We start from the raw sequence: 24584 nt of genomic DNA on the forward strand, positions 1-24584 counted from the left end.
CTTTTGATTAAAAGTGAATCGTTTTTAAGGTTGCTTACCATAGCGGAGATTGTAATAGTTTATCATTGCGACGCAATTCATTGATGCTGATTGGCCAGAAGTAATCGCGTTGCGTAAATGTTCTGGTAAACATTACGACTCTTCTATAGTATGTTTGTGCGGTGTTTTGACGGATATCCCATCCATATATGGGGGTATTCAGTTCTTCCTGCGCCGTTTTCCATCTTCGGAGATCCCAAAATCGTTGTGATTCAAAAGCTAATTCTATTGTACGCTCTCGACGAATAATTTCGCGTAGTCCTTCCTGGGTATTTGGTTTATTAGGGTTCGTTGAATAGTCAGACCAAGACTCAATGACGCCTCGTAAACCGCTGCGTTCGCGCAAGTCGTCCAAGTATTGAAAAATCTCTGCCGATGGTCCATTCACTTCGTTTAGTGCTTCCGCATACAGCAAGTACAAATTGCCCAATCGCATCATCACGTAAGGATAAGTGTAGGTGCTAAAGGCTTGAGCTTCTCCAATCACATTAAAATAACTGACCAGTTTTTTGGGTGTGTATCCCGTGCCCGAATAACGCGTAGGTGAGTTGGTTGCTGCAGCATTGCCACCCGGTCGGGCATTGATTGGATAAGCCAATATATCGCTGGTATGATTGTTCATAAAATAACGACCACCATCAAAGGACAGCGAACCATAGAAGCGATCTTCACGATCAAAATGCATTCCTACGGTGGTGTGCCCCGGAATTAGATCGTATTCATAAGGTGAACTTCCCAGCGGCACTGTTCGCAAGTCAAAACGACCAGCATAGTTGTACGTGAAGTCTTCCTCCATAGGCACGCCGTTTTTAGTGTAAAATGCCAGAGCGATATTAATGGTCGGCGCCATAAAACCGCCCGTTTGTTGGTTGGTAATTCTGGCAGGATCAATACTTCGTGGCATGTATGCATGTCCTTGATGCGATTGATTGGCCGTGCTGCGGTTGTTCACCCACAGCGATTCGGGATTGTTGGACCGTTCGGTGATCGCTTGGCGAATACTCATTTGATTGATCGTGCTCTGTTGTGGTCGCGTCACCATCGTAGTAGGAGGTACCCATCTGTACAAAGATTTTCCAGCGGCTTGCGCCGCCTCAATCGCATCGCGACAAGCGGTAGCTGCAGCTTGCCATTTCTCCATGCTCCCTACCGCATTGAATAAAGGTTGGTTGTCTGCATCCGTATAGGTGGCATAATCGGCATTTCCATTGAACAATGGGCTGGCAGCCGTTACCAAGATTTCGGCTTTCATGGCTTTTGCGACAATCTGTGTAACCCGTCCATTTTCTTGCACTGGCTGCATCACGTCGACCATCAGGTCGGGCATAGCGCCGTCTATTTTGCCTACGATGTAAGCAAAAACGTCGTCAATCGATTGCCTTTCGAAATTTACATTGTCCGGGTTCTCAAATACGGCTGTATTCTCCTCTACAATCGGGATTGGCCCATACATCCGTAAGAGGTAAAAGTGGAAATAAGCTTTTAAGAAAGTCACTTCCGCAGCCCAGCGCTTGATCTCCGTTTCATCCATATCACGCACATTGTAGATGTTCTCCAAAAAGATGTTGCAATCGCGAATGCCGCGCCATAGGCGGATATGATCGTCGGCACTGCCACCTTGATTATTCCCGTCCCAGTAGTTCAGTAGCGGACTGTTGGTGTTTTGTGCGCCCATTGCAATGTACCAGTTTGGGTAATCGTTTTGAGAATAATTACTCATGGAATTCAACCAGAATTCATCACCCGACAGGAGGGCAGGATTACGCTGTAAGTCATTCCCTCTGGGAATATAGCTATAACAGGTAAAGAGGTATCGCTCGGCCATCGCGCGCATCGAGAACGCTTGCTCTAGCTCCGCAATATTGTCGGGCACGATATCCATGTATTTATTGCAACTGCTCAACAGGATGGTGAGCGTAGCCACCGTGATATTAAAAAATCGTTTCATGTGCTTATTTTTTGATGTAATCAGCATGTTTCTAGGTTATAAGGTGAGTAATAAACCTAAGTTGAATACGCGTTGAAGCGGATACCGCAAACCAGAATCGCCCATCTCAGGATCCCATAGGTCAAAAGCAGATATGCTAAATAGATTGCTCCCACTGGCATAGATTCTAAATTGATCTATTTTGAAGCGGCGCGAAAAATCTTTGTTTAGCGTATACGCCAACTCGACCTGTTTCAAGCGTAAGAAAGCGCCATTTCGCATCCAGTGTGTGCTGCTTATAACATTGTTTTCCAATGGATTTTGACTCAACCTTGGCCATAGTGCATAGACATTTCGGTCATCTTCCGACCAGTGGCTATCTGCCCAAGCTTGCAATACCGCATTGGGTGAGGTCTGGCTGCCGAATGGCGCTGCACCATTGACATTGTTATCATTCGGAGCCCGCAAGCGTGGATTGATGAAGAGCGAAGTCCGACCCATACCGCTGAAGAAGAAGGAAAACTCAAAGTTTTTGTAACCCGAGGTCAATCCAAAACCATAGTTGATCTGAGGCACGGTTGGGAAACCGATAGGTAATTCATCGTTAGCGTTGACAATACCATCGCCATTGATATCAAGGTATTTGATATCTCCGCCCATCACTACGCCACCAAAAGATTGTTCCGGACTATTATAAACTTCTTCATCGTCGATGAAAAGGCGCTCGGCAATGTAGCCGCGGCGCTGATTGACATCGGTGCCGATGCGACTTAAATACGCATGGTCGAAAGTGGGTTCTTCATAATACAAGTATTCCCCTTTGGCAAAAGTGAATGTTCCTCGACCTTGAAACCACAGATTTTGATTCACATTATGATTGTAAACTAATTCTGCATCAAATCCTTGACTTTTGTATTTTCCTAAATTGGCAAGCACGGGTGCGGCCAATCCCATCGAAGAAGGAAGTGCTGCGCGCTCTTGCACAATGTCAGATCGGATTTGACGGAACGCATCTCCGGTGAAGGTTAATTTTCCATTTAGGAATCCGAGATCCACACCAAGGTTAGTTTGCTGGGATACTTCCCAACTGACATAAGGATTGGCGTAGCGATTGATAGAAACACCATTGCGATGGTAATTTTCATCGCCAGTATTCACTCCGAAGTTGAATCGTCGTAAACCGTCATTCAGATTTACCTGCGAAAGGTAGAAGAAGCGGCTATTGTGAATATTATCATTCCCCACCAAACCATGCGTAAAACGAATACGAGCAGTATTGATAACATCTTGTAGTGGCTCCATGAACTTTTCGTTGTGCATTGTCCAGGCGATACCTGCAGAAGGAAAGAATCCCCAACGATGATTGGGCGCAAACACCTCAGAACCATTATAGCCGAAAGAAAATTGGGCATGGTATCGGTTGTCGTAGGCATAAGTGAATGATCCTGCAAAGCTTACATTTCTAAATGGAAGCGTATTGATGACGTTACCAACTTGGTCGCGCGGGAGGGTAATGCGATTGCGTATCGTATTGATGACCATACCGGTTACAACGTGTTCATCATTGAAGGTACGGTTGTAGTTTAGTGCATTTTCCATGTAGAAAAGCGATTCTTGTCCACGCCCATTATCGCTGTAATCCAAGTATTCTGTACCGCCGAGTGGATTGAGATTGAAAAAGTTATAAGCTCCCGTATTGGGGTCTATGCCCTGAGGTGAGTAATAAAAAGGATTGTATTGTCGGCGGTATTCCATGTAAGCACTCCGAGATGCGTTGGCGAGTCCTCTATAGCTGAAACCTTCAATCCATTTGGAGAAATCCTGTCGCAATTCGATTTGTACCTGCATATTACTTTGCGACCATTCCGAATAACCACGTACAATTTCGGCGTACGGATTGAGGTACGAACTACCGCTACCATCGTCATAATTACCAAATAGGGGATGGCTGATGTACGCTTGTTGTGGTCCTGCTTCGTAAACCGGCAAGAATAAAGCTGGATTTGCTCTCAGGGCATTCCGAAACGAAGAACTTCCGCCTTCAGGTGGTCCGCTATAATTTCGGTAGTTAGCTATTGTCCGCACCATCAATTGGGTGGAGTTGGTGACATTGACTTCGATATTACTGCGTAAATTGTATACTTTGAAATCTACATTGTTATTGAAATTATTGATGGGGTTGACGCGTACGAGTCCATTATCTTGCGTCAAGTTACCACTCACCATATAACGGGCAAGCTGTCCGCCACCGCGAATATTGATATTGTAATTCTGCGTATGCGTGCTTGGCTTAGTCACTTCGTCGAGCCAGTTTACTGCTGGGAAATTGATCGGATCATCGCCCGCGGCGGTGCGGGCTATTTTTTCGTCGGAATAAGGCGTTATCGCTAGCGGATCGCGGGTTAGGATCGCTTCATTATTCATCCGCATGAAGGTGACCGGATCAGCGATTTTGGTCATCTGAGTCGGCGTAGAAACCCGTTGTTCTGCGCGAAATGTGATCTTTGGACGACCTTCTGTACCGAGCTTCGTGGTGACTAATATTACGCCGTTGGCACCCCGAGATCCGTATACTGCTGATGCAGTTGCATCGCGCAATATGGAAAAACTCGCAATATCATCTACCGGAATCCGCGCAAGATCATCTGTCGTGACTTCCATATTATCAATCAGAATCAGCGGTCGGCTATTAACGCCAAAGGTGCCGACCCCACGAATAAAAAAATCGGCATTGTCCAATCCCGGTTCGCCACTTCGCTGGAACGAGATCATACCCGCCACACGACCCTGCATCGCACCCGTTAGGTTGCTACTTGGCATGCGCAATTCTTCGGGATTGATGGAGCTAACCGAACTAATTAAATCCGTTTTTCTTTGCCGTTGGCCAAATGCAGTGACGACCGTTTCCTCGACCACAAAGCCGCTTTCTACTAAGACCACATCGATTACCTCGCGACCTGCCGCATTGATTTCTCTGGATTCGTAACCAATGGTATTGAAAACTAACGTGGAGTTTGTAGGAACTTTTAAGATGTAGCGGCCATTGAGATCGGTGGTCGTGCCGATACTCGGTCTATTTTTGACGGTGACAGATACACCGGGAAGTAAAGTTCCAGAGCTATCGCGTACACTACCGCGTACTTCCTGATCTTGTTGCAGGGTAGAGATAGGTTCTGCGTCGTCGGTGATGGATAGTGCAGGACGTTCTTTGATGTAAACATGCGAATCAAATAGGGTAATAGGATCGTCGATCGTTCTATCCGAATATTCTCGCGCAAATGCGTCTGCATTTCCGGGCGGATATCCGAGCAAGATTACAGCGATTTTGAGCAACCATAAATTGTAGGTCCTGTTTAATCTGTTTTCCATCATAATTTTTATTTAGTTAGAATTAATAACTTGTCGGCCACTCCGCGCTGTGCAATACAGGTTGGATGGCTATGGTTAGCAGCGGTGTGGTGCACCTTATTTTAGGGCAAAAGATTTCCAGGCTCAAAAAAAATTGTTTTTTTTAAGCTTGATGACAGCTTGGTGGATTTTAGGATTAGTAGTTTAGGGTAAATGCCTATTTTTTGTCTCCTATTGCTGTTTTCTGGATATTACAAATGCATAAAATTGGACCACGCCATGTTGTTGAATAATCCTATTAGGATTTTGCGCTTAGATGTTTTTTGAGTTTATAAGTTGGTTAGACATTATTCAACAGATCAAATTTGACCATTGTAGAGATCATAAAATTCACAATTCGTCTCAATAAATTGTTAAATCGTCTCAATATCAGAACTATAACGTTTTCGCTGAAATTAATAAGGAGACAAATCCGCTGCTATTTGGGCAAACATTCTTTCCGATTTGGAGATATGGTATATAGAATCGAAACTACAAAACAGAGAATAAAAGAATAGCATCGCATGGTTTTAGCTCAAAGCTTCGCAGAAAAAGTAATCCATTTTAACCAAAAACTACACTATGATGGTTTGCTGCCAGAAGGGTTTCGTGTGCTCAATCCGTATATGGATAATCCGGAAACGATGTCCGTTATGCGACAGTTTTACGAAAAGTATTACGATGATAAAGCGCAACGTAAATTTATCATTGGCATCAATCCCAGTCGCCATGGTGCAGGAGTTACTGGCGTACCATTTACAGATACCAAGCGGCTGGAAAGCGTATGTGGTATCCCTATGCAATCGGCGCATACGCATGAGATTTCCTCCGTTTTTATTTATGATGTGATTGCAGCTTACGGCGGGGCCAAAGCTTTCTATCAGAATTTTTATATCAATTCTCCTTTTCCATTAGCACTAATTCGTCTCAAAGAAGGTAAGTGGCTCAATGCCAATTATTACGATGAGGAAGGTCTTTTTGAGATGGTGAAGGACTTTATGATTACCTCGCTTCAACAGCATATCAGTTTGGGGTTGGATACGTCAGAAGTTATTGTGCTTGGTAAGAAGAATGCACAGTTTATCCAAAAGCTCAATAAAGAAGCGCAGCTTTTTGACCGCCTAATCACGGTAGATCATCCACGCTTTATTCAGCAATATAAATCACGAGAAAAGCAGTTGTATATAGATCACTATTTGCTAGCATTGAATAACAACACGGATTATTAAAGACGAAAATCATTCGCTTCATTATATCGAGCTTCAATCAATTAAATCCATTTCCTTTAATTGATCCATGATGAGGTGATCGACAGCTGACGTTTTCATTTTATCTTGATAGCTAATCCATTCGAAACTTTCTATCTCATTAGAAGGTGTGAGTGTACCTTCAAAGTCAGCAAAATAACAACGCATACTGACCAATATGCTTTCCTCGCAACCATCTGCTTGAGCCTCAAATTGATCAAAAAACTTTACGGAGCTTTCGATCAATGTTACATCTAGTTCTTCCCGGATTTCTCGTGTTAAGCAGGCGAGGTCCGATTCACTTCCTTCTCTTTTCCCGCCAGGGAAATAGTATTTAGCTTTGTTTTTGGAACGGGTTGTGAGTATCCGCTTATCCTTGATGCATATCAGCGCAACTTTATCAATAATCTTTGTCCTCATATAAAACTTAGATTTCAAACATTTCAATCAGTACATTACGTACAGTATTTTTTACAGATGTACCTATAGCGGATATTTTCTTGAATGGCCTACTTTGATCGACGGCGCTGATTTGATCTAAGCAAACTTGCAAAGTATGGCCAGTCACAGTACAATCCTATTGCGGAATTTGCTCGATCAGTATTTCATTTTTCGCCGTGTCGAAATACGTACACGTCATCTTCTCCGTGTAAACGATCCATTTTTCTATTCCGGTTTCAGCACACATTTTTATAAAGGTTAAATAGTCTGTGTTTCCTTGTTGATGAGCAAGCAATTGCGTTTTGAATTCATCGCTATGTACCACATCCGTAATCGTTAGAGGTTCATATTCTGCCGGTACTTGTGTTGTATGGTCGTTTTCTCCATGAAAGACAAGATGTCCGTCGCTTACATAAGCTTCATAGTGGGTTACGCCCAATGCCTTAATTTCTTGAACATACGCTGGGAAATCTGAACCTGATTTTACTTTGTGGTGTGCTGTTTGAAGTTGCTCTACTGTAAACATATGTTTTGAAAAAATTAACGTGCTAAATAATGGAGTAATGTATAAACTTAAGAATTCAATTGGAAAGATAATCACAAATTGGATGATTGTTTTATCTAGAAGACGACAAAAGGAATAGTAGATGCATAAATTTCCCATTAGTTGTTAAAGGAATGAATGCGAGTGTTTCCCCGCTCATCACAAAATGATTTCTGCTTTCTTTTGTTTTTTGAGGTTGTGATGATAGTTGACTATAGTTTACACTGTGATTACGATTTTGCCCACGGTTCTTCCGGTTTCCATGTGCAGATGGGCCTGTGCCATCTCATCAAATCCATATACTGCGGAGATATGTGGCTTTAATATACCTTTCTCTAAAAGAGAGGCAATATGCTGCATATCTTTTCCGCTAGAATACACAGACATAAAATAACAAGCATGTAGGTTTTTTTCCTGCGCCCTTGACTCATCTTCTTTCGTGTGTCCGGAGGGTAGTGTCACTATCGTTCCAAATGGTTTCAGTACATGCACCGATTTCTGGAAATTATCACCTCCAATAGATTCCAGTACGAAATCAATTTCTTGTATAACTTCTTCGAAGCGAACACATCTGTAATCAATAAATTCATCTGCTCCCAAACCTAAAACAAAATTCTGGTTGGCGGCAGAGGAGGTGCCGATTACATATGCACCGATATGTTTAGCAATCTGTATTGCAAAGTGGCCAACACCACCAGAAGCCGCATGAATAAGAACTTTGTCCAGAGGTCTTAATTTGCCATAACTATCGAAGGCCTGCCACGCTGTTAATGCGGCCAATGTACTAGCAGCAGCTTCCACATGACTTATATTTTCAGGTTTAAGGGCCAGATGGTCAGCCGGAGCAGCGACATATTCAGCATAAGCTTTTCCGTGTCCGACGAAATGAACCATACCAAAAACTTCGTCACCCACATTAAATCTAGTTGTTTTACTTCCGATTGCCACTACTTTACCCGAAATATCCCAGCCCAAAATCAAGGGATCACAATTTTCAAGATCATCAGCTAGTGGAGCTTGTCGGCTACGGACTTTAACATCAACCGGATTAATGCCAATCGCATTGACCTTTACCAATACTTCATTTTCCTTTATTTGAGGTGTTTCCATGTCTTCATAGATTAGGTTTTCTACACCTCCGAACTTCTTTAAAATGATTGCTTTCATTTCTAAATTAAATTAACACAACAAGTATAGACCGTATTTTGTGGAAATAATAGGTACATTTCAAGTATATTCGGGTATTTTTGCGGTATGGCTAGAGAAAATATCTATAAACCACTTGAAGTGTTCTATGAAAAAGTTGATACTTGTCCGTTACGTGACAGGCAGTTCAACTTTTTTGAATTCGTTTATGTGATATCAGGTACGGGTCGTCATGCCGTCAATGGAAATAGGTTTGATTTTTTTGAAGGAGATTTGTTTCTGATCACTCCCAAGGATTGTCACGAATTTGATTTGGAAGGTACTTGTGAGTTTTTAGTCGTGCGTTTTGGAGAAAGTTATATCAGGGAATACCAGTGGCACAGTATAGATCATATTGAATGCCTGTTATACTACGCTTCCCACTTGTCGGGTTCTGTGCTGGTAAACCATGAAGACAGGCAGATGGTCGCTTCACTAATAACGAACCTGCAAAGAGCTGCGGAAAATGAATCGGTATATGGTGAAGATCTTGTTCGTCATTTGGTGAATGCTATTATTGTTATTGCTGCACGAAACATAGCTATCATCAAGCCGCAAAACTTGACAGACAATCCAGATAATCGTCTATTGCAAATACTGGACTATGTACAAGAACATATACGTCAGCCCGAACTTTTGAGGGTCGCAGTAATTGCCGAAAAATTTGGATTATCTCCAACTTATCTTGGTAGTTATTTTCGCAAGCAATGCCATGAGTCTATCCAACAGTACATTTCTTCTTATAGGATTCGACTTATTGAGCATCGGCTGCGTTTCAGCGATAAAAGGGTTCATGAAATAGCCGATGAATTTGGCTTTGCGGATGAGAGCCATATCAATAAATTTTTCAAAAGACATAAAACAGTAAGCCTTAGGGCTTACAGGGTTAGTAAAAGTAGTTGATACTTCTATGGTTTGAATCCATACTGTCGTTGCGATAAACAGTAATTCTTATAAACGACAAAAGCCTTCCTATCTTGTTGATAGGAAGGCTTTTGTACCTAGGGCGGGAATCGAACCCGCACTCCCTTAACGGGAACAGGATTTTAAGTCCTGCGTGTCTACCAGTTTCACCACCTAGGCAGGTATGGAGCGAAAGACGAGATTCGAACTCGCGACCCCGACCTTGGCAAGGTCGTGCTCTACCAACTGAGCTACTTTCGCTTTTGGTGTTGCAAATATAGCTAGAAAAACGATATGCAGAAATTATTTGTGCGTCCAAACCCATTTACACGTACTAAAAGCCTAGTAATGCGTTAATTATTTTTATCACCACTTTCCAGATTCTCTACAGGATCATCCTTGGATGAGGATATATTTACTGGTTTGATTTTTGCTCAGCATGTCACAGATTGAAGGATTAATAGGAAAATATGAAAATTGCACATCTACTTATAGGGATAGGACTTTTAGTCGGGATCAACGCCCACGCAGACACCTATCCAGAAGTGATTTTTGATAATAGTCTGATAAAAGGCGTGTACGCCAAAAGCGAAATTCGTTGTGATGGAGGAAGTTGGGTCGAGAATGTTGATAAGCACCTGCCAGTATCCGATAGTATCTTTTTCACACCCGGCAATTCGCTTTCTTTACGTTATGATAACACGGAAGATGGAAATTGGGAGGCAGCAATCAAATACAGCCGTCAGAAATACCATTACCGCATATCGAATAAGGATATCTTAGTGCTCAAATTATACGTGCATTCAGACAAAACGACAAGTAAACAATTGCCTACACTGTCTATTAGGCAGAAAAATAAGGACAGTGATAAAGTAAATTTGGCCAATTTTATCGAAGATTATAATGTGAATACCTGGTTGGATGTACGGATTCCCATCGCCAAGATCCGGGGCTTAGATGTCGAAAGTGCGATCAAAGCAGTCGTGTTGCATCAGCAAGGTACGGGTTCGCACCATATCTATATTGATCAGGTGGAGTTTATTCCTGCCAATTATTCTAAAGCGCGCCTTACTTCGCCAGCAGTACTTTCTAAAGTGACACCGTACGACAAAAATATTCATTTGCAATGGCAGCTGCCATTGACCCCGAGTATTCGCTATGTGAAGATTTATCGTTCGGAAGATAAGAAAACCTTCGAACCCGTTTCTATTCGTCCAATCAGCATGCAAGGTGGTTTGGATTATGTACCAGCATTAGATAAAACGTATTATTACAAAATTGCTTGGGTAGATTATGATTACAAAGAATCCCCATATTCAGCAATTCAAGAAGTAAAACCGGTGAGGTTGGCTGATCAGCAAGTGTTTGATCTTATTCAGCGCTCACATGTCAATTATTTTGTTGATAATTTTGATATCAACAGCGGCATGCACACCCCATTCCGTCAGCAAGGAAAGACGGTCGTTTCTACCAATGAAACTGGCCTTGCCTTATTGGCCTTATTAGTGGGCGTGGAAAGAGGATTCGTTTCTAAGAACACCTTTACCCACCGGGTAAAACGTGTCGTAGATTTCTTAGAATCCGTGCCAGAGAAACATGGTGTCTTTGCTTCATTTTACGATGGCAGAAAAAAAGAGCCTATATATATGGATGCACGGCCCAACTATAGCGTGACAGCGACGACGACGATGTTGCAGTCCTTATTGGTGGTTCGCCAATTTTTGAATGGTGAGAGTGAAGATGAAGTATACATTCGAGGTAAGATCAACAAGCTTTGGGAAAATATTAATTGGCCAGCTTTGGTAATGGCCAATACCGAAGATGTATTAGTGGCTGATGTGGGCGTGCTTGAAGAACTAACTGAGATTAAGCCGCTGGGCGGATTCAACGAAAGTATGAATACTTATATTTTGGCAGCTGCATCCACTAAAAATGGTATATCATCTAGCGGCTTCCTCAATAACCTGAACTATGAATACAATACACAGAACTCTGTGCTAACCGATAGTGCAGATGATATTGACCCAGAGCTTCTAGTGCAAAATCAGCGTCAGCTGAATGCCACTTTGGAATCGGATATGAATGATCTGGACAAAGCCCTGCAAAGGCAAAATATGTTGCGCGATACGTTATTGTACGGTGTACGCATTCCATTTGGCGAATTGACTAATCGCAATTTGTTGTCGATGTATACGCCTTTTCTAACCATCAATCCAGCATTGGCCAATACGTCGGATTTCGCCTTTGGCGATGTGTTAAAGCGCTACACTGAATATGTGAAAAGAAGAGATAACGAATCTGGTCGCGGCACACGCAATGCGGCCGTATGGGGATATCAGTCAGAAACGGATCAACGGGCTATTTCCCATATCAATCCTGCGATCAGCGTATCATCCGTTGCGGTAGATTATGATAAAGGATTGCAATCATTGTTGACTTTATACAAAGAATATGGTGATATTTTGCTGACGGAATATGGCTTTCGTGCCTGGATAGATTTGAAAAATCATGATGTTTCGGACGAATACTTATCGATCAACCAAGCATCCGTAGCGATTATGATCGAAAATGCCCGCAGCGGACTGATCTGGAAGCTGTATAGCGAAGTGCCGGAAATAAAAGCGGTACAAGAAAAAATATTTGTCCAAAGCACTTTGAATTAGATTTACTATATTTACAAAAACGATTAAATATTACCAGACATGATAAAAAGGATCAACCTTCTCGCTATTTGTATCGCTGCAACCCTATCTTTCTATTCTTGTAAATCCAAGAATATTATGGTAAACCCTGGAGCGGTAGTTTCTAAAGATGGTACGGATGACGGCCTAAATAACGTGAAGGGCGAATTCAAAGATGCTGCACGGACTAATGAAGGTATCAAATTTACCCTTTCTTCCGATTTATTGTTTCCAAGTAATTCCTCTTACCTAACAAATGCTGCAAAAACGGAGTTAGATAAATTGTCTGATTTGTTGAACGCAGATAACAAAAAGAAGATCCGAGTAGATGGCCATACGGACTCTACCGGAGAAGCTAATTATAATCAATGGTTATCTGAAAAACGTGCCACTTCCGTGAAAGCGTATCTTGAATCGGCAGGTGTATACGGATCTCGTATCAGTATCAAAGGACATGGACAGACAGCTCCAGTTGGAGATAATAAAACTCCGGAAGGTCGTCAGAAAAACAGAAGAGTAGAGGTCGTGATCCTCGACTAAAAGACTGTTTGCCAACACATAAAAAAAATGAAGAGCAGCATATACCATGTGCTGCTTTTGTCGTTATAAATAAATCAGGTTTATAGTTCATGTATATTATCTTCGATACCGAAACCACAGGATTGCCCAAACGCTGGGATGCACCGATTACCGACACGGATAATTGGCCGAGGTGTATTCAGATTGCTTGGCAATTGCATGATGAAATGGGTAATCTGGTCGAACATCAGGATTTTTTGATTCGTCCAGACGGCTTTAACATTCCTTACGATGCTGAAAAAATACACGGTATATCGACCGAGTTAGCCACAGAAGAAGGTATTTCAATCGTCGAAGCGTTGCAGAAATTCAATGAAGCGCTGGGCAAAGCCAAATTTGTGGTGGGGCAGAATGTCGGCTTTGATATCAATATTATGGGTTGTGAGTTTTATCGCTTCGGCGTTGATTCTCCTATGGCCACGATGCCGTTGCTCGATACTTGTACTGAGATTACCGCTAATTTATTAAAGATACCGGGCGGACGAGGCGGCCGTTTTAAATTGCCAAATCTGACCGAGTTGCACCAATACCTTTTCGGTGTGCCATTCGCGGAAGCGCACAATGCGACTGCCGATGTGGAAGCTACTACGCGCTGCTTCTTTGAGTTGGTACGTCAGGAAGTATTCACAACGGAAGATCTGCAGACCGATACCGGCTATTTTGTAGACTTCAAAACCCGCAATCCGCAAACTATTCCGACAGTCGGACTGCGCCACGTTAACCTCAAAGCTGCTTCGCAAGCGCTGCGCGCTGAGCAGTCGGGCGACGCCGACCGGATTGTGGTCGACAAAAACCTGTTGGCGGAATTAGACGGTGCATCTTTCGCACATCTGCACAACCATTCGCAATTCTCCGTCTTGCAATCGACTATTTCGGTAGATGGCTTAGTGGATGTTGCCATCAAGCACGGTCATCAGGCCGTCGCGCTTACCGATCACGGCAATATGATGGGAGCATTTAAGTTCGTCAGCAAGATCTTCGATCACAACAAAGCGGTGGAAGGTAAAAGGAAGGAGGCCGAGGAAAGTGGGGAGCACTATGATGGACAAACACTTAAACCAATCGTCGGTTGTGAATTTTTTGTCTGCGAAGACCGTAAAGACAAAACCAGAAAAGACAATGGCTACCAAGTCGTATTCTTAGCGAAGAACAAACAAGGTTATCACAACCTGGCCAAAATGTCCTCTGTAGCGTATACAGAAGGATTTTATTATGTGCCTCGAATCGATAAAGCCACGGTCGAAAAATACAAAGAACACCTGATTGTACTTTCTGGTAACCTATATGGAGAGATTCCTTCGAAGGTATTGAACATGGGTGAAAGCCAAGCAGAAGAAGCGCTGCTTTGGTGGAAAGAGCACTTTGGAGCGGATCTCTATTTGGAGATTATGCGCCACGGGCAGGAAGACGAATCTCGGGTAAACGAAACCTTGATACAGTTTGCAGAAAAGCACGATGTCAAGTTGCTCGCCACCAACAACACATACTACGTCAACAAAGCAGATGCGCATGCCCACGATATTTTGTTGTGTGTGAAAGATGGCGAAAAGCTATCCACTCCAAAGGGTCGCGGACGCGGATACCGATTTGGATTCCCAAATCAGGAATACTACTTCAAGTCCGATGCGGAGATGAAAAAGGCCTTTGCCGATCTGCCGCAAGCGATTATCAATATTCAGGAAGTTATCGACAAGATTGAGGCCTATTCCTTATATCGTGATGTTTTACTTCCTAAGTTTATCATTCCAGAGCAATTCAAATCCGATGAAGATCTGACAGATGGCGGCAAACGGGGCGAGAATGCCTTTTTGCGTCATCTTACGTACGTCGGTGCTGAAAAGCGGTATGCTGACTTGACACAAGACATTCGCGAACGCTTGGATTTTGAATTGGCCACCATTGAAAATACCGGTTATCCCGGATATTTCTTGATTGTGCAAGATTTTATTGCCGAAGCGCGAAGAATGGGCGTATCGGTAGGGCCGGGCAGGGGTTCGGCAGCCGGTTCGGCAGTGGCATACTGTCTTGGAATTACCAATATCGATCCGATTGCGTACGATTTACTTTTCGAGCGTTTCCTCAATCCGGATCGTGTTTCCATGCCCGATATTGATATTGATTTTGATGACGAAGGTCGCGGCCGTGTCATGCAATATGTGATCGACAAATATGGGGCATCGCAAGTAGCGCAAATAATTACCTATGGTACGATGGCTGCCAAATCTTCGATTAAAGATACGGCGCGCGTATTGGATTTGCCATTATCGGATGCCAACGAAATAGCGAAGCTAATCCCCAACTTAAAGCTGAGCAAAATCTTTCATTTGGAAGATAAAGCATTGAAAGAAGCGTTGCGAGGTGATGAGCTAGAAGCGGTAAAACGATTGAAAGATATCGCCGATGGTGCTGGCCTAGAGGCCGAAACTATAAAGCAAGCGCGCGTACTAGAAGGTTCTATGCGCAATACTGGAATTCACGCCTGTGGAGTCATCATCACGCCAGACGATATTACCAACTTTGTACCCGTATCGGTAGCCAAAGATTCGGATCTGTACGTTACGCAATTTGATAACTCGGTGGTAGAAAGTGCCGGATTATTGAAGATGGACTTTTTGGGTCTGAAAACGCTGACGCTGATCAAAGATACCGTGGTCAATGTGCGCCTGCGCCACAATGTAGCGCTCGATCCCGATCTATTTCCGATCGATGATCGCCTCACCTACGAATTATTTCAACGCGGGGAAACGGTTGGCGTATTCCAATACGAATCGCCGGGCATGCAGAAATACATGAAGGAGCTGAAACCAACGGTTTTTGCCGATTTGATTGCGATGAATGCCTTGTACCGTCCCGGTCCGATGGAATATATTCCATCGTTCGTAAAGCGTAAACACGGCATCGAGCCAATTACCTACGATTTGGATGCCTGTGAAGAATACCTACAGGAAACATATGGAATCACGGTATATCAGGAGCAGGTGATGTTGCTGTCGCAAAAGCTGGCCGGATTCTCTAAAGGTGATGCCGACGTATTGCGGAAAGCAATGGGTAAGAAGCAAAAAGCCGTCTTGGATAAGATGAAGCCCAAGTTTGTCGATCAGGCTGCGCAAAAAGGGCATAGCCCTAAAGTGTTGGAAAAGATCTGGACCGACTGGGAAGCTTTTGCGAGTTACGCCTTCAACAAATCGCACTCCACCTGTTACGCTTGGATCGCGTATCAGACTGCTTATTTGAAAGCACATTATCCAGCAGAATATATGGCGGCCGTACTCTCCAATAATATGAACGATATCAAGCAGGTGACGTTCTTTATGGAAGAATGTCGTCGTATGGGCTTGGTGGTATTAGGTCCGGATGTCAACGAGTCGCATTATAAATTTACGGTAAACGACGAAGGCGCGATTCGTTTCGGAATGGGCGCGGTGAAGGGCGTAGGAGCCGGTGCGGTAGATACAATTGTACAAAATCGCGATAAAGGTTTGTACAAATCCATCTTTGATATGGCCAAACGCATTGATTTGCGCGCAGCGAATAAAAAAGCCTTTGAAAGCCTGACCTATGCCGGAGGATTTGATAGCTTCACGGATACGCATCGCGCACAATATTTTAATAAAGATGGTGAGCAAGCAAACGGTTTAGAGAAAGCGATACGCTTCGGCCAACGATTTAAAGAAAATGAAAGTTCTGCGCAAGCTAGTTTATTTGGCGGTGGCGGTTCAGCGGAGCTGCCTGAGCCCGTATTTGCACCTTGTGCCCAATGGGGATTAGTCGAGAAGCTGAAGTATGAAAAGGATGTTATCGGTATTTATCTCACCAATCATCCTTTGGATAGTTACCGGTTTGAGATGACGCATTTTTGTGCCAACAAGGTATCAGATCTGCAATTGATCAATCAGGCAAAGGCGCTGGAAGTAGATGAGGAGGTGACTCAACAATTTGCTAAAATCAAGAACCGAGAAATCGTGATTGGTGGCATTGTAGCAGCGGCCTCGCACCGCGTGTCGCAAAAGAATGGGAAACCGTTCGGCTCCTTTGTCATTGAGGATTACTCCGACTCGTATGAGATCATGGCCTTTGGCGAGGATTATGTGAAGTTTAAAGGTTATCTGCAGGAAGGCTATTTCATTCAGGTCCGTGGTATTGTGCAAGAGCGCTTCAAGCAAGTTGGCAACTGGGGTTTTGAACTACGTAGTATCCAATTGCTGTCCGATTTGCGCGATAAATTGGCTAAATCATTTACTATCAGGGTTTTGTTGTCGTCATTGAATGACGAATTTGTGCAAAGTTTGGAAGAGCTGATTGCACTTACGGTGGTCGAAGATCAGCAAGCCAACTGTCAGTTGAAATTCAAAATAATGGATATGCAGGATCAGCTAGCTGTTGAGATGCCGGCCAAGAAAATGAAAATTAACCTCACTAATGAGTTTCTGGAAAGGATTAAGGAAATGGAACACGTGGAGTACCAGCTAAATTGATCTAACAGAGAAATATTAATTACACTTTTTGGACACGGCACTAACAAATGAATAGCTATATTTGTTATTAGAGATAAATTAATAGGAATAAAATTATGGCATTAGAAATTACAGATAGCAACTTCGACGAAGTTGTTTTGAAATCGGATAAACCAGTTTTAATTGATTTCTGGGCAGAATGGTGTGGTCCTTGCCGTATGGTAGGTCCAGTAGTAGACGAGATCGCTAAAGACTATGATGGTAGAGCGGTGATCGGTAAAGTAAACGTAGATAATAACCCAGATATCTCTGTACGCTATGGTATCCGTAACATCCCTGCTTTGTTGTTTTTCAAAAATGGAGAGATCGTAGACAAGCAAGTCGGTGCAGTACCTAAATCGGTGTTGACGGAGAAATTAGACAAACAATTGTAAAATTGGAGGGATCTGCGTTACGCAGATTACAATCCGTACATATAAAGGGCGAAACTGTAGAGTTTCGCCCTTTATATTTGTTTTTTTTGAGTTGATAAGGTTAGTAGAGTTCAGTGACTTGCTATTTTAGCTTGCCGCAGCCTTCGTGCCTCGGCTTTGCAAATACGTTTTTTTGCCGTTATCGTGCGGAAGTACAACAATGAGATCTTATATCAAACGCACATAAAACAAAAAATGCCGTAGCTTGGGAGACTACGACATTTGTATTGAGAAGAGATAATGTACTTAGAAGTTATTACTAATATTTATTTAGATTAAATATAAACAACATTACAAATGTACTAGCTGGCCTGGATATATGCAAGTATATATTCGGAAATAAACATTCAGATTCGGAAATTTTTAAAAAAATGGAACGCAAATTTATTCCTATCGCGGTGCTGCTAACAAGTATGGTGATCGTGTGAGGTCGTTGTTAGCTGCATATTGCAGATGGCACCACCGAAAATTATGTGGGGATTGAATTCCTTAGTGAGGGGAGGATATGGAGCGCTTCCGGCAAAAAAATAATTCCGATATTTAGTAAAGTATATCCCATTAGCCAGAGATTACTATTGGTGGATATAGTTGGCCGGATGAACTGAAAGAAGACGATGACTACGTTGACTATCAGAAAGAGCAAAATTAGCAGGAAGCTGAGTTCATAAATAGTAGAGGTGAACACAGTAATCAGTTGGTTATTTATTAGATTGTGTTGAACCATGTGAGATATGGTCAGAAAAATGCTCATAAGCGGCTGAGCATATATGCAAAGCTGTATGAAATTATTCCAGTCTGTATTTACTGCTAGGTGTTTTTTCTGATCTTCATTCATCATCGGTTTATTCGGATAGTCAATGCGTTACTGGTAAGATTGCAAATCAAGGATCACTTCAGCAACCTTCTGGATATATAATCAGTACAAAAATACATCAGTTCGGTGCAAAGAGTTTTCCAAGTCTAAGTTAGCGAAAATGAATTTTAATATAGAGATCCACTTAATTCTACCTTTACTGTCATAAGAACGCACGATGGGGCAATCAATCGACCGATTTTTTGATATCGGTTTAGATAGCCACAGCCTCGTTCCTCGGCTTCGCAAAGGACGTCTTTCAAGTCGTTATCGCGCGAAGGTACGACAACGCGATTTGAATTGGTAACTAATGCGTATTACGGGAATTTATGGGATTTTACTACTTTTTAGGTATCGATTTAAAGTAAAATTGATATAGCTTTGCAGAGCTATTAAAGACAATGAAAATTCTAAACCTTCTATCTCGTCTTATTTTACGTCGTAAATCCAAATCGGTTGAAGCCAAACTTATGGGTAAATGGCGCTATGTCAATTCGCGCAGCTGGGTGTCCACAGACGATGGTTTAGAATTTGTTACGCATTATAATACCCAAAATAATGTGTTGATTGAGTTTGTCAATGGCAACTTTGTATTAGTGGAAGATCAATTGACATATGATGGACAGACGTATAAGGTCGAATTTTATCATAATACTTTGGTGTTGTCACAGGTTCAATCTGAGGAAACCTATATCAAGTGGGAGGAGTGATGAAACGAATAATGAAATAAGTCAATATAGGGTCATTAAAAAAGCGACTATTTATAGTCGCTTTTTTAATGGTGGAGAATATCGGATTCGAACCGATCACCTCTTCACTGCCAGCGAAGCGCTCTAGCCAAATGAGCTAATCCCCCGTTGCATTGATTTGCATGCAAATATACTATTTCAGGTATAATATCAAAACATATTCTGTACAAAAATCATCGCCTATTCTGCGGTTTCCAACAATTGCATTTCGTACAGGTTAGCGTACTCGCCTCGTTGCTGCAAAAGTGATTCGTGCGTACCACGCTCAATGATTTCACCCTTATCCATCACTACGATGAGATCCGCATTTTTGATCGTCGAGATACGGTGCGCAATGAAGATCGTAGTTTTGCCCTCCATGATCCGTGATAAGTTGTGCAAGATCTCCTCTTCTGTTTTTGTATCCACCGCCGATAGACAGTCATCAAAGATGAGGATTTGCGGATCTTTTACCAAAGCACGAGCGATGGAAAGTCGTTGCTTCTGACCGCCCGATAAGGTGACACCACGCTCTCCAATGTACGTTTCAAAACCTTCATCAAAGCGGATGATATTATCGTAAACGGCCGCATCGCGTGCTGCTTGCTGTATTTGTTCGTCATCTCGGACATCCAGACCAAAGGCAATATTTCGAGCAATCGTGTCCGAAAACAGAAATACCTGCTGCGGTACAAATCCAATCTGACTGCGTAAGCTCGTCGTTTGCAGATCACGAATATCATGCTCATCATATAAAATACGGCCTTCGTCCGTATCAAACATGCGAAGCAACATATTTGCCAATGTTGTTTTGCCCGATCCCGTACGACCAATCAAAGCCACCGTAGTGCCCGGTGCAATATCCAGATCAATATTTTTCAATGCCTGAATACCCGTTGTTTCATACGTGTAGGATAAGTTTTCAATCCTAATACGTCCTTTCAACTCTTCGTCTATCGCACCGTTTGGAATGTCCGATTCTGTATGCAAAAATTCGTTAATACGTTTTTGAGAAGCTGCAGCGCGTTGGATCAAGGAAGTCACCCAAGCCAATGACATCGCAGGAAATGTCAACTGGTTGACATAGATAATAAACTCCGCAATATTACCTGCTGTAATATTGCCCTTGCTTAGTTCCAGACCACCGACATACACGGTAATGATCGTACTGAGGCCGATCAACAAAATAATAAGCGGAAAAAAGTACGCTTGTACACGTACCAAATCAAGCATGCGATCTTTGTAATCGTTGCTCTCCGCTACGAACATTTCTAGTTTTTGATTTTCCTTCGTGTAAGTTTTCACCACCCGAATGCCAGAAAAAGTTTCTTGTACGAAAGACGAAAGTTTGGAAAGCTTCGCTTGAATGCGCGTACTACGCTGATTGATCACCTTATTTACGACTAAGATAACGGCAGCTAAAATCGGTATAGGTAACAAAGAATAGGTGGCCAAAGTAGCATTGACGCTGTACATGGCGTATATAATCATAATAGATAATACCACTGTATTGATCGCATACATAATGGCTGGGCCGAGATAGTTGCGAACCTGATTCACATCTTCCGTTACCCGGTTCATCAAATCACCCGTATTATTCCGGCGATAAAAGCTGAAATCTAAGGCCTGGTAGTGCTCATAAATCTCATTTTTGATGTCATATTCAATCCTTCTGGAAGTTAGAATCAAGGTCTGGCGCATCAAGAATAAAAATATTCCTCTGATTAATGCCAACACAAGCACCACCACACCGAAAAATAATAAACTACTGCCAAATACACTATAAATCACGTTTTGACGTTCAAATCCGTCGTACAAACGATACATATCAATGTTTTCTTGCACTAAGTCAAATGCTTCGCGAATAACCTGCGCTGGCAGTATACCGAAGTAGTTGGAAATAATAACAAATAGAATACCAGGGATGACATGCCAGCGGTATTTATAGAAATATTTATTGAGGTAGGAAAGCTCTTTCATGTAGTACAAAAGTACGCAAATATCTGCGATCTGATTTCTTAAATTTCGTGGTAAATCATGTGTTTTCGAAAGGCCAGTATTTGATGCAATAAAATTCTGCACGTGGAATATTATTTCTAATTTTGCGGAGCATAATTCTTTATACAAGTACCATGAGTCAGCAACAAGGCCATTCTTTGTTTGATTTGATGAAATCATCGGATCACCAAAATTTATTTTTTTGTCAAGATCCAGAAGTTGGATTGCAGGCTATCGTAGCGATCCACGATACGACATTGGGCCCGGCTATTGGTGGGGTGCGGATGCTGCCGTACGAATCTTTTGACGATGCCATCGAAGATGCATTGCGTTTGTCCAAAGCCATTACGTATAAAGCCTCTCTTGCTGGCTTGAATCTGGGTGGAGGTAGCGCGATTATTTTGGGAAATCATCGTACCGAGAAAACGGAGCTATTGATGCGTCGATTCGGACGTTTTGTAGAAGGACTAAATGGTAATTTTATCGCCAGTACCGATGTGGGCACGTCTCAAATCGACTTAGAGCATATCCACGCCGAAACGGATTATGTCGCTGGTTTGCCAGCTTCGCTGAATGGTGCTGGAGATACAACCGTATTTGCTGCTAAAGGTGTGTTTTACGGAATCAAAGCTGCCATCAAAGAGTTATACGGAGATGACAACTTAGCTGGACGTAAGATCGCGGTAGAAGGTGTGGGCAGTGTAGGCGAGCATTTAGTAGCGCTATTGCGCGGAGAAAATGCTCGGGTATATGTGACTGACATGACCGAAGAACGTACCATGAAGATTGCTGCGAAGTACAAAGCGGAGCCATTAACATACTCGACCAGTTTTGAGCACGATATTGATGTGTATGCACCTTGTGCATTGGGCGGAACGGTCAACCCGGATTCTGTACCACGCATGCGTTGCAAAATCATTGCAGGCTCTGCCAACAATCAGTTGAAAGAAGAAGAACGCACGATACAATTGTTGAAAGATCACAATATATTATATGCTCCAGATTTCCTGATTAACTCGGGAGCGTTGATTAGTTGCTATTCGGAATTGGAGGGATACGGTGCTGAACGCACAGAGTATCTTATTCGCCATATATACACCGCTACTCGCCACGTAATTCAAAAGGCGAATGAAGATAACGTATCTACGTATGAAGCAGCCAAACAATTGGCAGAAAAGCGTATCTTTGACCTTCGCAAATTGAAATAGGCGCCTAATGTGCTTATTACCTATTAATATATATTAAATTGTTCGTTCTTATATACACACCCGTTCTTTAAAAAATGCTAAACAGAAGACATCTCCGCGTAAAAGTTATGCAGGCGCTTTATGCGTATTCCCTCAACGAGGATAAAAGTATCAAAGATTTTGAAAAAGCTTTATTCAGAAGCATAGAAGAGGTGGACCATATGTATATATGGACCCTAAATTTGCTAGATGAAGTAGCTGAATATGCTGTAATTGACTCTGAAGGACGTGGAAAAAAGTGGTTGCCCTCCGATCAGGACAAGTTTCTATCCTCTACCAAGTTAAATAACAATGCTTTTATCGATAGCTTGCGTCAGAATAGAGAGTACGTGGAGAAGGTCAAGAAATACAATGTAGATTGGAGCTTCGATCCCGAGATCGTTCGTTCTGTATATGCTCAGCTAACAGCTTCCGATATCTATACCGCGTATTTGAAGGAGGAAGATCGCTCCATTGCAAAGGAAAAGGATATCATCAAGTATGTATTCAAAAAGATTATTCTTAAAATACCAAATATAGAACAATCTTTAGAAGCGCGTTTCATCGATTGGTCGGTAGACAAAGAGGTGTTGCAAGCCATGGTTGCTAAAACGTTCAAGAACTTTTCAAGCGATAATCCAGCTCAAAATAAATTGGCTGATCTTACCCCAAACTGGGCAGAGGATCAAGATTATGTGCAGGAGCTTTTGTCGAAATCTATTCGCAACCAAAAAGAATATGCAGTATTGGTGGGTGATAAAACTAAAAATTGGGAATCAGACCGTATCGCGCTAATGGATAGCTTATTGATGCAAATGGCGATTGCCGAATTGTTGCATTTCCCAACTATTCCGGTGAAGGTTACGATGAACGAATACATCGAAATCTCAAAAGATTACAGTACGGCGAAAAGTAGTACCTTTATAAATGGTATCTTGGATAAGATTTTGTCTGACCTTAAACAGCAGGGTCGTATCCGCAAAGAAGGTCGAGGCTTACAAGGTTAAACGAAATAATACAATAAGGCTATGAAGCATATAAAAAACATATCTGCAGTAATGAGTTTACTGCTATTATTTGCTTGTAACAATGCAAATAAAACGTCGGATGGTGAATCTACGGATACAACAGCTAACACCACGGAAGTGGCGAAAGCCAATACCGGTAATGGGGAAGTTTCATTCGTAGAAGAGGCGTTCGATTTTGGCCAAATAGCGGATGGAGAAGTGGTAGATCATACCTTCAAATTTAAAAATACAGGTACTGAGCCCGTGATCATATCACGTGTATCCACGTCATGTGGTTGTACTACGCCCGAATACACGTCTACCCCAGTTGCGCCAAACCAAGAAGGTGAAGTCAAAGTGCGCTTTGATAGTCATGGACAATCTGGGAAACAACAAAAGATCATTACGGTAGTATCTAATGCCAAAAACAATATTCAAACGATTCAGCTTAAAGGCGAGGTAAGCTAATCATATCTTATAATCGACATAAATCTAATACTTAATATAATGCTATCAACAATTTTATTACAAGCTCAAGGTAGTGGACTAAGCATGTTCCTGCCTATGATTTTGATCTTCGTGGTTTTCTATTTTTTCATGATTAGACCACAGATGAAGAAACAAAAAGACCACAAAAAATATATTCAAGAATTAGGTGTAAATGCGAAAATCGTGACTACTGCGGGTATTCACGGTCGTATCGTAGAAGTAGGAGAGACCTCTTTTTTAGTGGATGTAGGTTCTGGTGTAAAAATTCGTTTTGATAAATCTGCGGTATCATTAGATGCATCAAAAGCATTAAACGTAGATAAAATAGAGAAGAAAGACGCGTAAGCACATTTCTGTTCTTTTCAGACCATACTACAAAGCCATTCTTCGATAAGGAGAATGGCTTTCGTGCTATTCAAAAGT

Annotated in this window: 17 protein-coding genes and 3 tRNA genes; 11 read left to right on the forward strand and 9 right to left on the reverse strand. The window is 42.3% G+C overall.

Annotated features, from left to right (window positions below):
• Positions 1-34: 34 nt before the first annotated feature.
• Together AC3IRT_RS05860 and AC3IRT_RS05865 are read right to left on the reverse strand one after the other, a co-directional pair.
• Complete coding sequence (locus tag AC3IRT_RS05860; RefSeq protein WP_489395479.1) at positions 35-1987, reverse strand: RagB/SusD family nutrient uptake outer membrane protein; 1953 nt, start codon at positions 1985-1987, stop codon at positions 35-37.
• A 36-nt stretch (positions 1988-2023) separates the two neighbouring features.
• Complete coding sequence (locus AC3IRT_RS05865; RefSeq protein WP_489395480.1) at positions 2024-5338, reverse strand: SusC/RagA family TonB-linked outer membrane protein; 3315 nt, start codon at positions 5336-5338, stop codon at positions 2024-2026.
• Between the two features lie 539 nt (positions 5339-5877).
• On the opposite strand from AC3IRT_RS05865, the gene AC3IRT_RS05870 reads away from it, so the two are divergent.
• On the forward strand, positions 5878-6582 hold the full coding sequence (locus AC3IRT_RS05870; RefSeq protein WP_489395481.1) for an SMUG2 DNA glycosylase family protein: 705 nt from the start codon (positions 5878-5880) through the stop codon (positions 6580-6582).
• Positions 6583-6615: 33 nt separating this feature from the next.
• Here the strand turns inward: AC3IRT_RS05870 and AC3IRT_RS05875 are convergent, their stop codons facing one another.
• The 3 genes from AC3IRT_RS05875 to AC3IRT_RS05885 all read right to left on the reverse strand — a co-directional run bounded on the left by AC3IRT_RS05875 (position 6616) and on the right by AC3IRT_RS05885 (position 8752).
• Positions 6616-7020 carry an NUDIX hydrolase gene (locus AC3IRT_RS05875; RefSeq protein ID WP_489395482.1) on the reverse strand — a complete coding sequence of 135 codons (405 nt, stop codon included), beginning with the start codon at positions 7018-7020 and terminating at the stop codon, positions 6616-6618.
• A gap of 157 nt (positions 7021-7177) precedes the next feature.
• Positions 7178-7567 carry a DUF1398 domain-containing protein gene (locus tag AC3IRT_RS05880; RefSeq protein ID WP_489395483.1) on the reverse strand — a complete coding sequence of 130 codons (390 nt, stop codon included), beginning with the start codon at positions 7565-7567 and terminating at the stop codon, positions 7178-7180.
• A 237-nt stretch (positions 7568-7804) separates the two neighbouring features.
• The gene (locus tag AC3IRT_RS05885) at positions 7805-8752 is read right to left on the reverse strand and encodes an NADP-dependent oxidoreductase (RefSeq protein ID WP_489395484.1); all 948 of its coding nucleotides are present in this window, start codon (positions 8750-8752) and stop codon (positions 7805-7807) included.
• Positions 8753-8839: 87 nt separating this feature from the next.
• Here AC3IRT_RS05885 and AC3IRT_RS05890 point away from each other — a divergent pair, with 87 nt between their 5' ends.
• The gene (locus tag AC3IRT_RS05890) at positions 8840-9673 is read left to right on the forward strand and encodes a helix-turn-helix domain-containing protein (protein WP_489395485.1); all 834 of its coding nucleotides are present in this window, start codon (positions 8840-8842) and stop codon (positions 9671-9673) included.
• 95 nt (positions 9674-9768) lie between these two features.
• On the opposite strand, the gene AC3IRT_RS05895 is transcribed toward AC3IRT_RS05890, so the two are convergent.
• Positions 9769-9853 (reverse strand) — tRNA-Leu (locus tag AC3IRT_RS05895).
• 5 nt (positions 9854-9858) lie between these two features.
• Positions 9859-9934: transfer RNA gene (locus AC3IRT_RS05900), tRNA-Gly, on the reverse strand.
• A gap of 209 nt (positions 9935-10143) precedes the next feature.
• Between AC3IRT_RS05900 and AC3IRT_RS05905 the strand changes: the two genes are divergently transcribed.
• The 5 genes from AC3IRT_RS05905 (at position 10144) to AC3IRT_RS05925 (ending at position 19423) form a co-directional block, all read left to right on the forward strand.
• Positions 10144-12336 (forward strand): glucoamylase family protein, encoded by a 2193-nt coding sequence (locus AC3IRT_RS05905; protein WP_489395486.1) that lies wholly within the window; start codon positions 10144-10146, stop codon positions 12334-12336.
• 117 nt (positions 12337-12453) lie between these two features.
• The gene (locus AC3IRT_RS05910; RefSeq protein WP_489395487.1) at positions 12454-12894 is read left to right on the forward strand and encodes an OmpA family protein; all 441 of its coding nucleotides are present in this window, start codon (positions 12454-12456) and stop codon (positions 12892-12894) included.
• 89 nt (positions 12895-12983) lie between these two features.
• The gene (dnaE, locus tag AC3IRT_RS05915) at positions 12984-17408 is read left to right on the forward strand and encodes a DNA polymerase III subunit alpha (RefSeq protein ID WP_489395488.1); all 4425 of its coding nucleotides are present in this window, start codon (positions 12984-12986) and stop codon (positions 17406-17408) included.
• 95 nt (positions 17409-17503) lie between these two features.
• Positions 17504-17821: a thioredoxin gene (gene trxA, locus AC3IRT_RS05920; protein WP_066750467.1), complete on the forward strand. Its 318-nt coding sequence runs from the start codon at positions 17504-17506 to the stop codon at positions 17819-17821.
• A 1293-nt stretch (positions 17822-19114) separates the two neighbouring features.
• Entirely contained in the window at positions 19115-19423 is a 309-nt protein-coding gene (locus AC3IRT_RS05925) for a hypothetical protein (protein WP_489395489.1), read from the forward strand.
• A gap of 69 nt (positions 19424-19492) precedes the next feature.
• On the opposite strand, the gene AC3IRT_RS05930 is transcribed toward AC3IRT_RS05925, so the two are convergent.
• Together AC3IRT_RS05930 and AC3IRT_RS05935 are read right to left on the reverse strand one after the other, a co-directional pair.
• Positions 19493-19569: transfer RNA gene (locus tag AC3IRT_RS05930), tRNA-Ala, on the reverse strand.
• A 73-nt stretch (positions 19570-19642) separates the two neighbouring features.
• Positions 19643-21421, reverse strand: a complete 1779-nt coding sequence (locus AC3IRT_RS05935; protein WP_489395490.1) for an ABC transporter ATP-binding protein — start codon at positions 21419-21421, stop codon at positions 19643-19645.
• Between the two features lie 152 nt (positions 21422-21573).
• On the opposite strand from AC3IRT_RS05935, the gene AC3IRT_RS05940 reads away from it, so the two are divergent.
• The 4 genes from AC3IRT_RS05940 (at position 21574) to yajC (ending at position 24506) form a co-directional block, all read left to right on the forward strand.
• Complete coding sequence (locus tag AC3IRT_RS05940; protein WP_489395491.1) at positions 21574-22647, forward strand: Glu/Leu/Phe/Val family dehydrogenase; 1074 nt, start codon at positions 21574-21576, stop codon at positions 22645-22647.
• 74 nt (positions 22648-22721) lie between these two features.
• Positions 22722-23672: a transcription antitermination factor NusB gene (gene nusB / locus AC3IRT_RS05945; protein ID WP_489395492.1), complete on the forward strand. Its 951-nt coding sequence runs from the start codon at positions 22722-22724 to the stop codon at positions 23670-23672.
• 21 nt (positions 23673-23693) lie between these two features.
• On the forward strand, positions 23694-24140 hold the full coding sequence (locus AC3IRT_RS05950) for a DUF1573 domain-containing protein (RefSeq protein WP_489395493.1): 447 nt from the start codon (positions 23694-23696) through the stop codon (positions 24138-24140).
• Between the two features lie 39 nt (positions 24141-24179).
• A complete protein-coding gene (gene yajC / locus AC3IRT_RS05955) occupies positions 24180-24506 on the forward strand; it encodes a preprotein translocase subunit YajC (protein WP_489395494.1) in 327 nt (108 codons plus the stop codon).
• The last annotated feature ends 78 nt before the right edge of the window (positions 24507-24584 follow it).

The sequence above is a fragment of the Sphingobacterium sp. KH_072 genome, from assembly GCF_057837975.1.

Coding starts and splice junctions, on each gene's coding strand:
- AC3IRT_RS05860 (WP_489395479.1), bottom strand. CDS start 1,987: ATGAAACGATTTTTTAATATCACGGTGGCTACGCTCACCATCCTGTTG.
- AC3IRT_RS05865 (WP_489395480.1), bottom strand. CDS start 5,338: ATGATGGAAAACAGATTAAACAGGACCTACAATTTATGGTTGCTCAAA.
- AC3IRT_RS05870 (WP_489395481.1), top strand. CDS start 5,878: ATGGTTTTAGCTCAAAGCTTCGCAGAAAAAGTAATCCATTTTAACCAA.
- AC3IRT_RS05875 (WP_489395482.1), bottom strand. CDS start 7,020: ATGAGGACAAAGATTATTGATAAAGTTGCGCTGATATGCATCAAGGAT.
- AC3IRT_RS05880 (WP_489395483.1), bottom strand. CDS start 7,567: ATGTTTACAGTAGAGCAACTTCAAACAGCACACCACAAAGTAAAATCA.
- AC3IRT_RS05885 (WP_489395484.1), bottom strand. CDS start 8,752: ATGAAAGCAATCATTTTAAAGAAGTTCGGAGGTGTAGAAAACCTAATC.
- AC3IRT_RS05890 (WP_489395485.1), top strand. CDS start 8,840: ATGGCTAGAGAAAATATCTATAAACCACTTGAAGTGTTCTATGAAAAA.
- AC3IRT_RS05905 (WP_489395486.1), top strand. CDS start 10,144: ATGAAAATTGCACATCTACTTATAGGGATAGGACTTTTAGTCGGGATC.
- AC3IRT_RS05910 (WP_489395487.1), top strand. CDS start 12,454: ATGGTAAACCCTGGAGCGGTAGTTTCTAAAGATGGTACGGATGACGGC.
- dnaE (WP_489395488.1), top strand. CDS start 12,984: ATGTATATTATCTTCGATACCGAAACCACAGGATTGCCCAAACGCTGG.
- trxA (WP_066750467.1), top strand. CDS start 17,504: ATGGCATTAGAAATTACAGATAGCAACTTCGACGAAGTTGTTTTGAAA.
- AC3IRT_RS05925 (WP_489395489.1), top strand. CDS start 19,115: ATGAAAATTCTAAACCTTCTATCTCGTCTTATTTTACGTCGTAAATCC.
- AC3IRT_RS05935 (WP_489395490.1), bottom strand. CDS start 21,421: ATGAAAGAGCTTTCCTACCTCAATAAATATTTCTATAAATACCGCTGG.
- AC3IRT_RS05940 (WP_489395491.1), top strand. CDS start 21,574: ATGAGTCAGCAACAAGGCCATTCTTTGTTTGATTTGATGAAATCATCG.
- nusB (WP_489395492.1), top strand. CDS start 22,722: ATGCTAAACAGAAGACATCTCCGCGTAAAAGTTATGCAGGCGCTTTAT.
- AC3IRT_RS05950 (WP_489395493.1), top strand. CDS start 23,694: ATGAAGCATATAAAAAACATATCTGCAGTAATGAGTTTACTGCTATTA.
- yajC (WP_489395494.1), top strand. CDS start 24,180: ATGCTATCAACAATTTTATTACAAGCTCAAGGTAGTGGACTAAGCATG.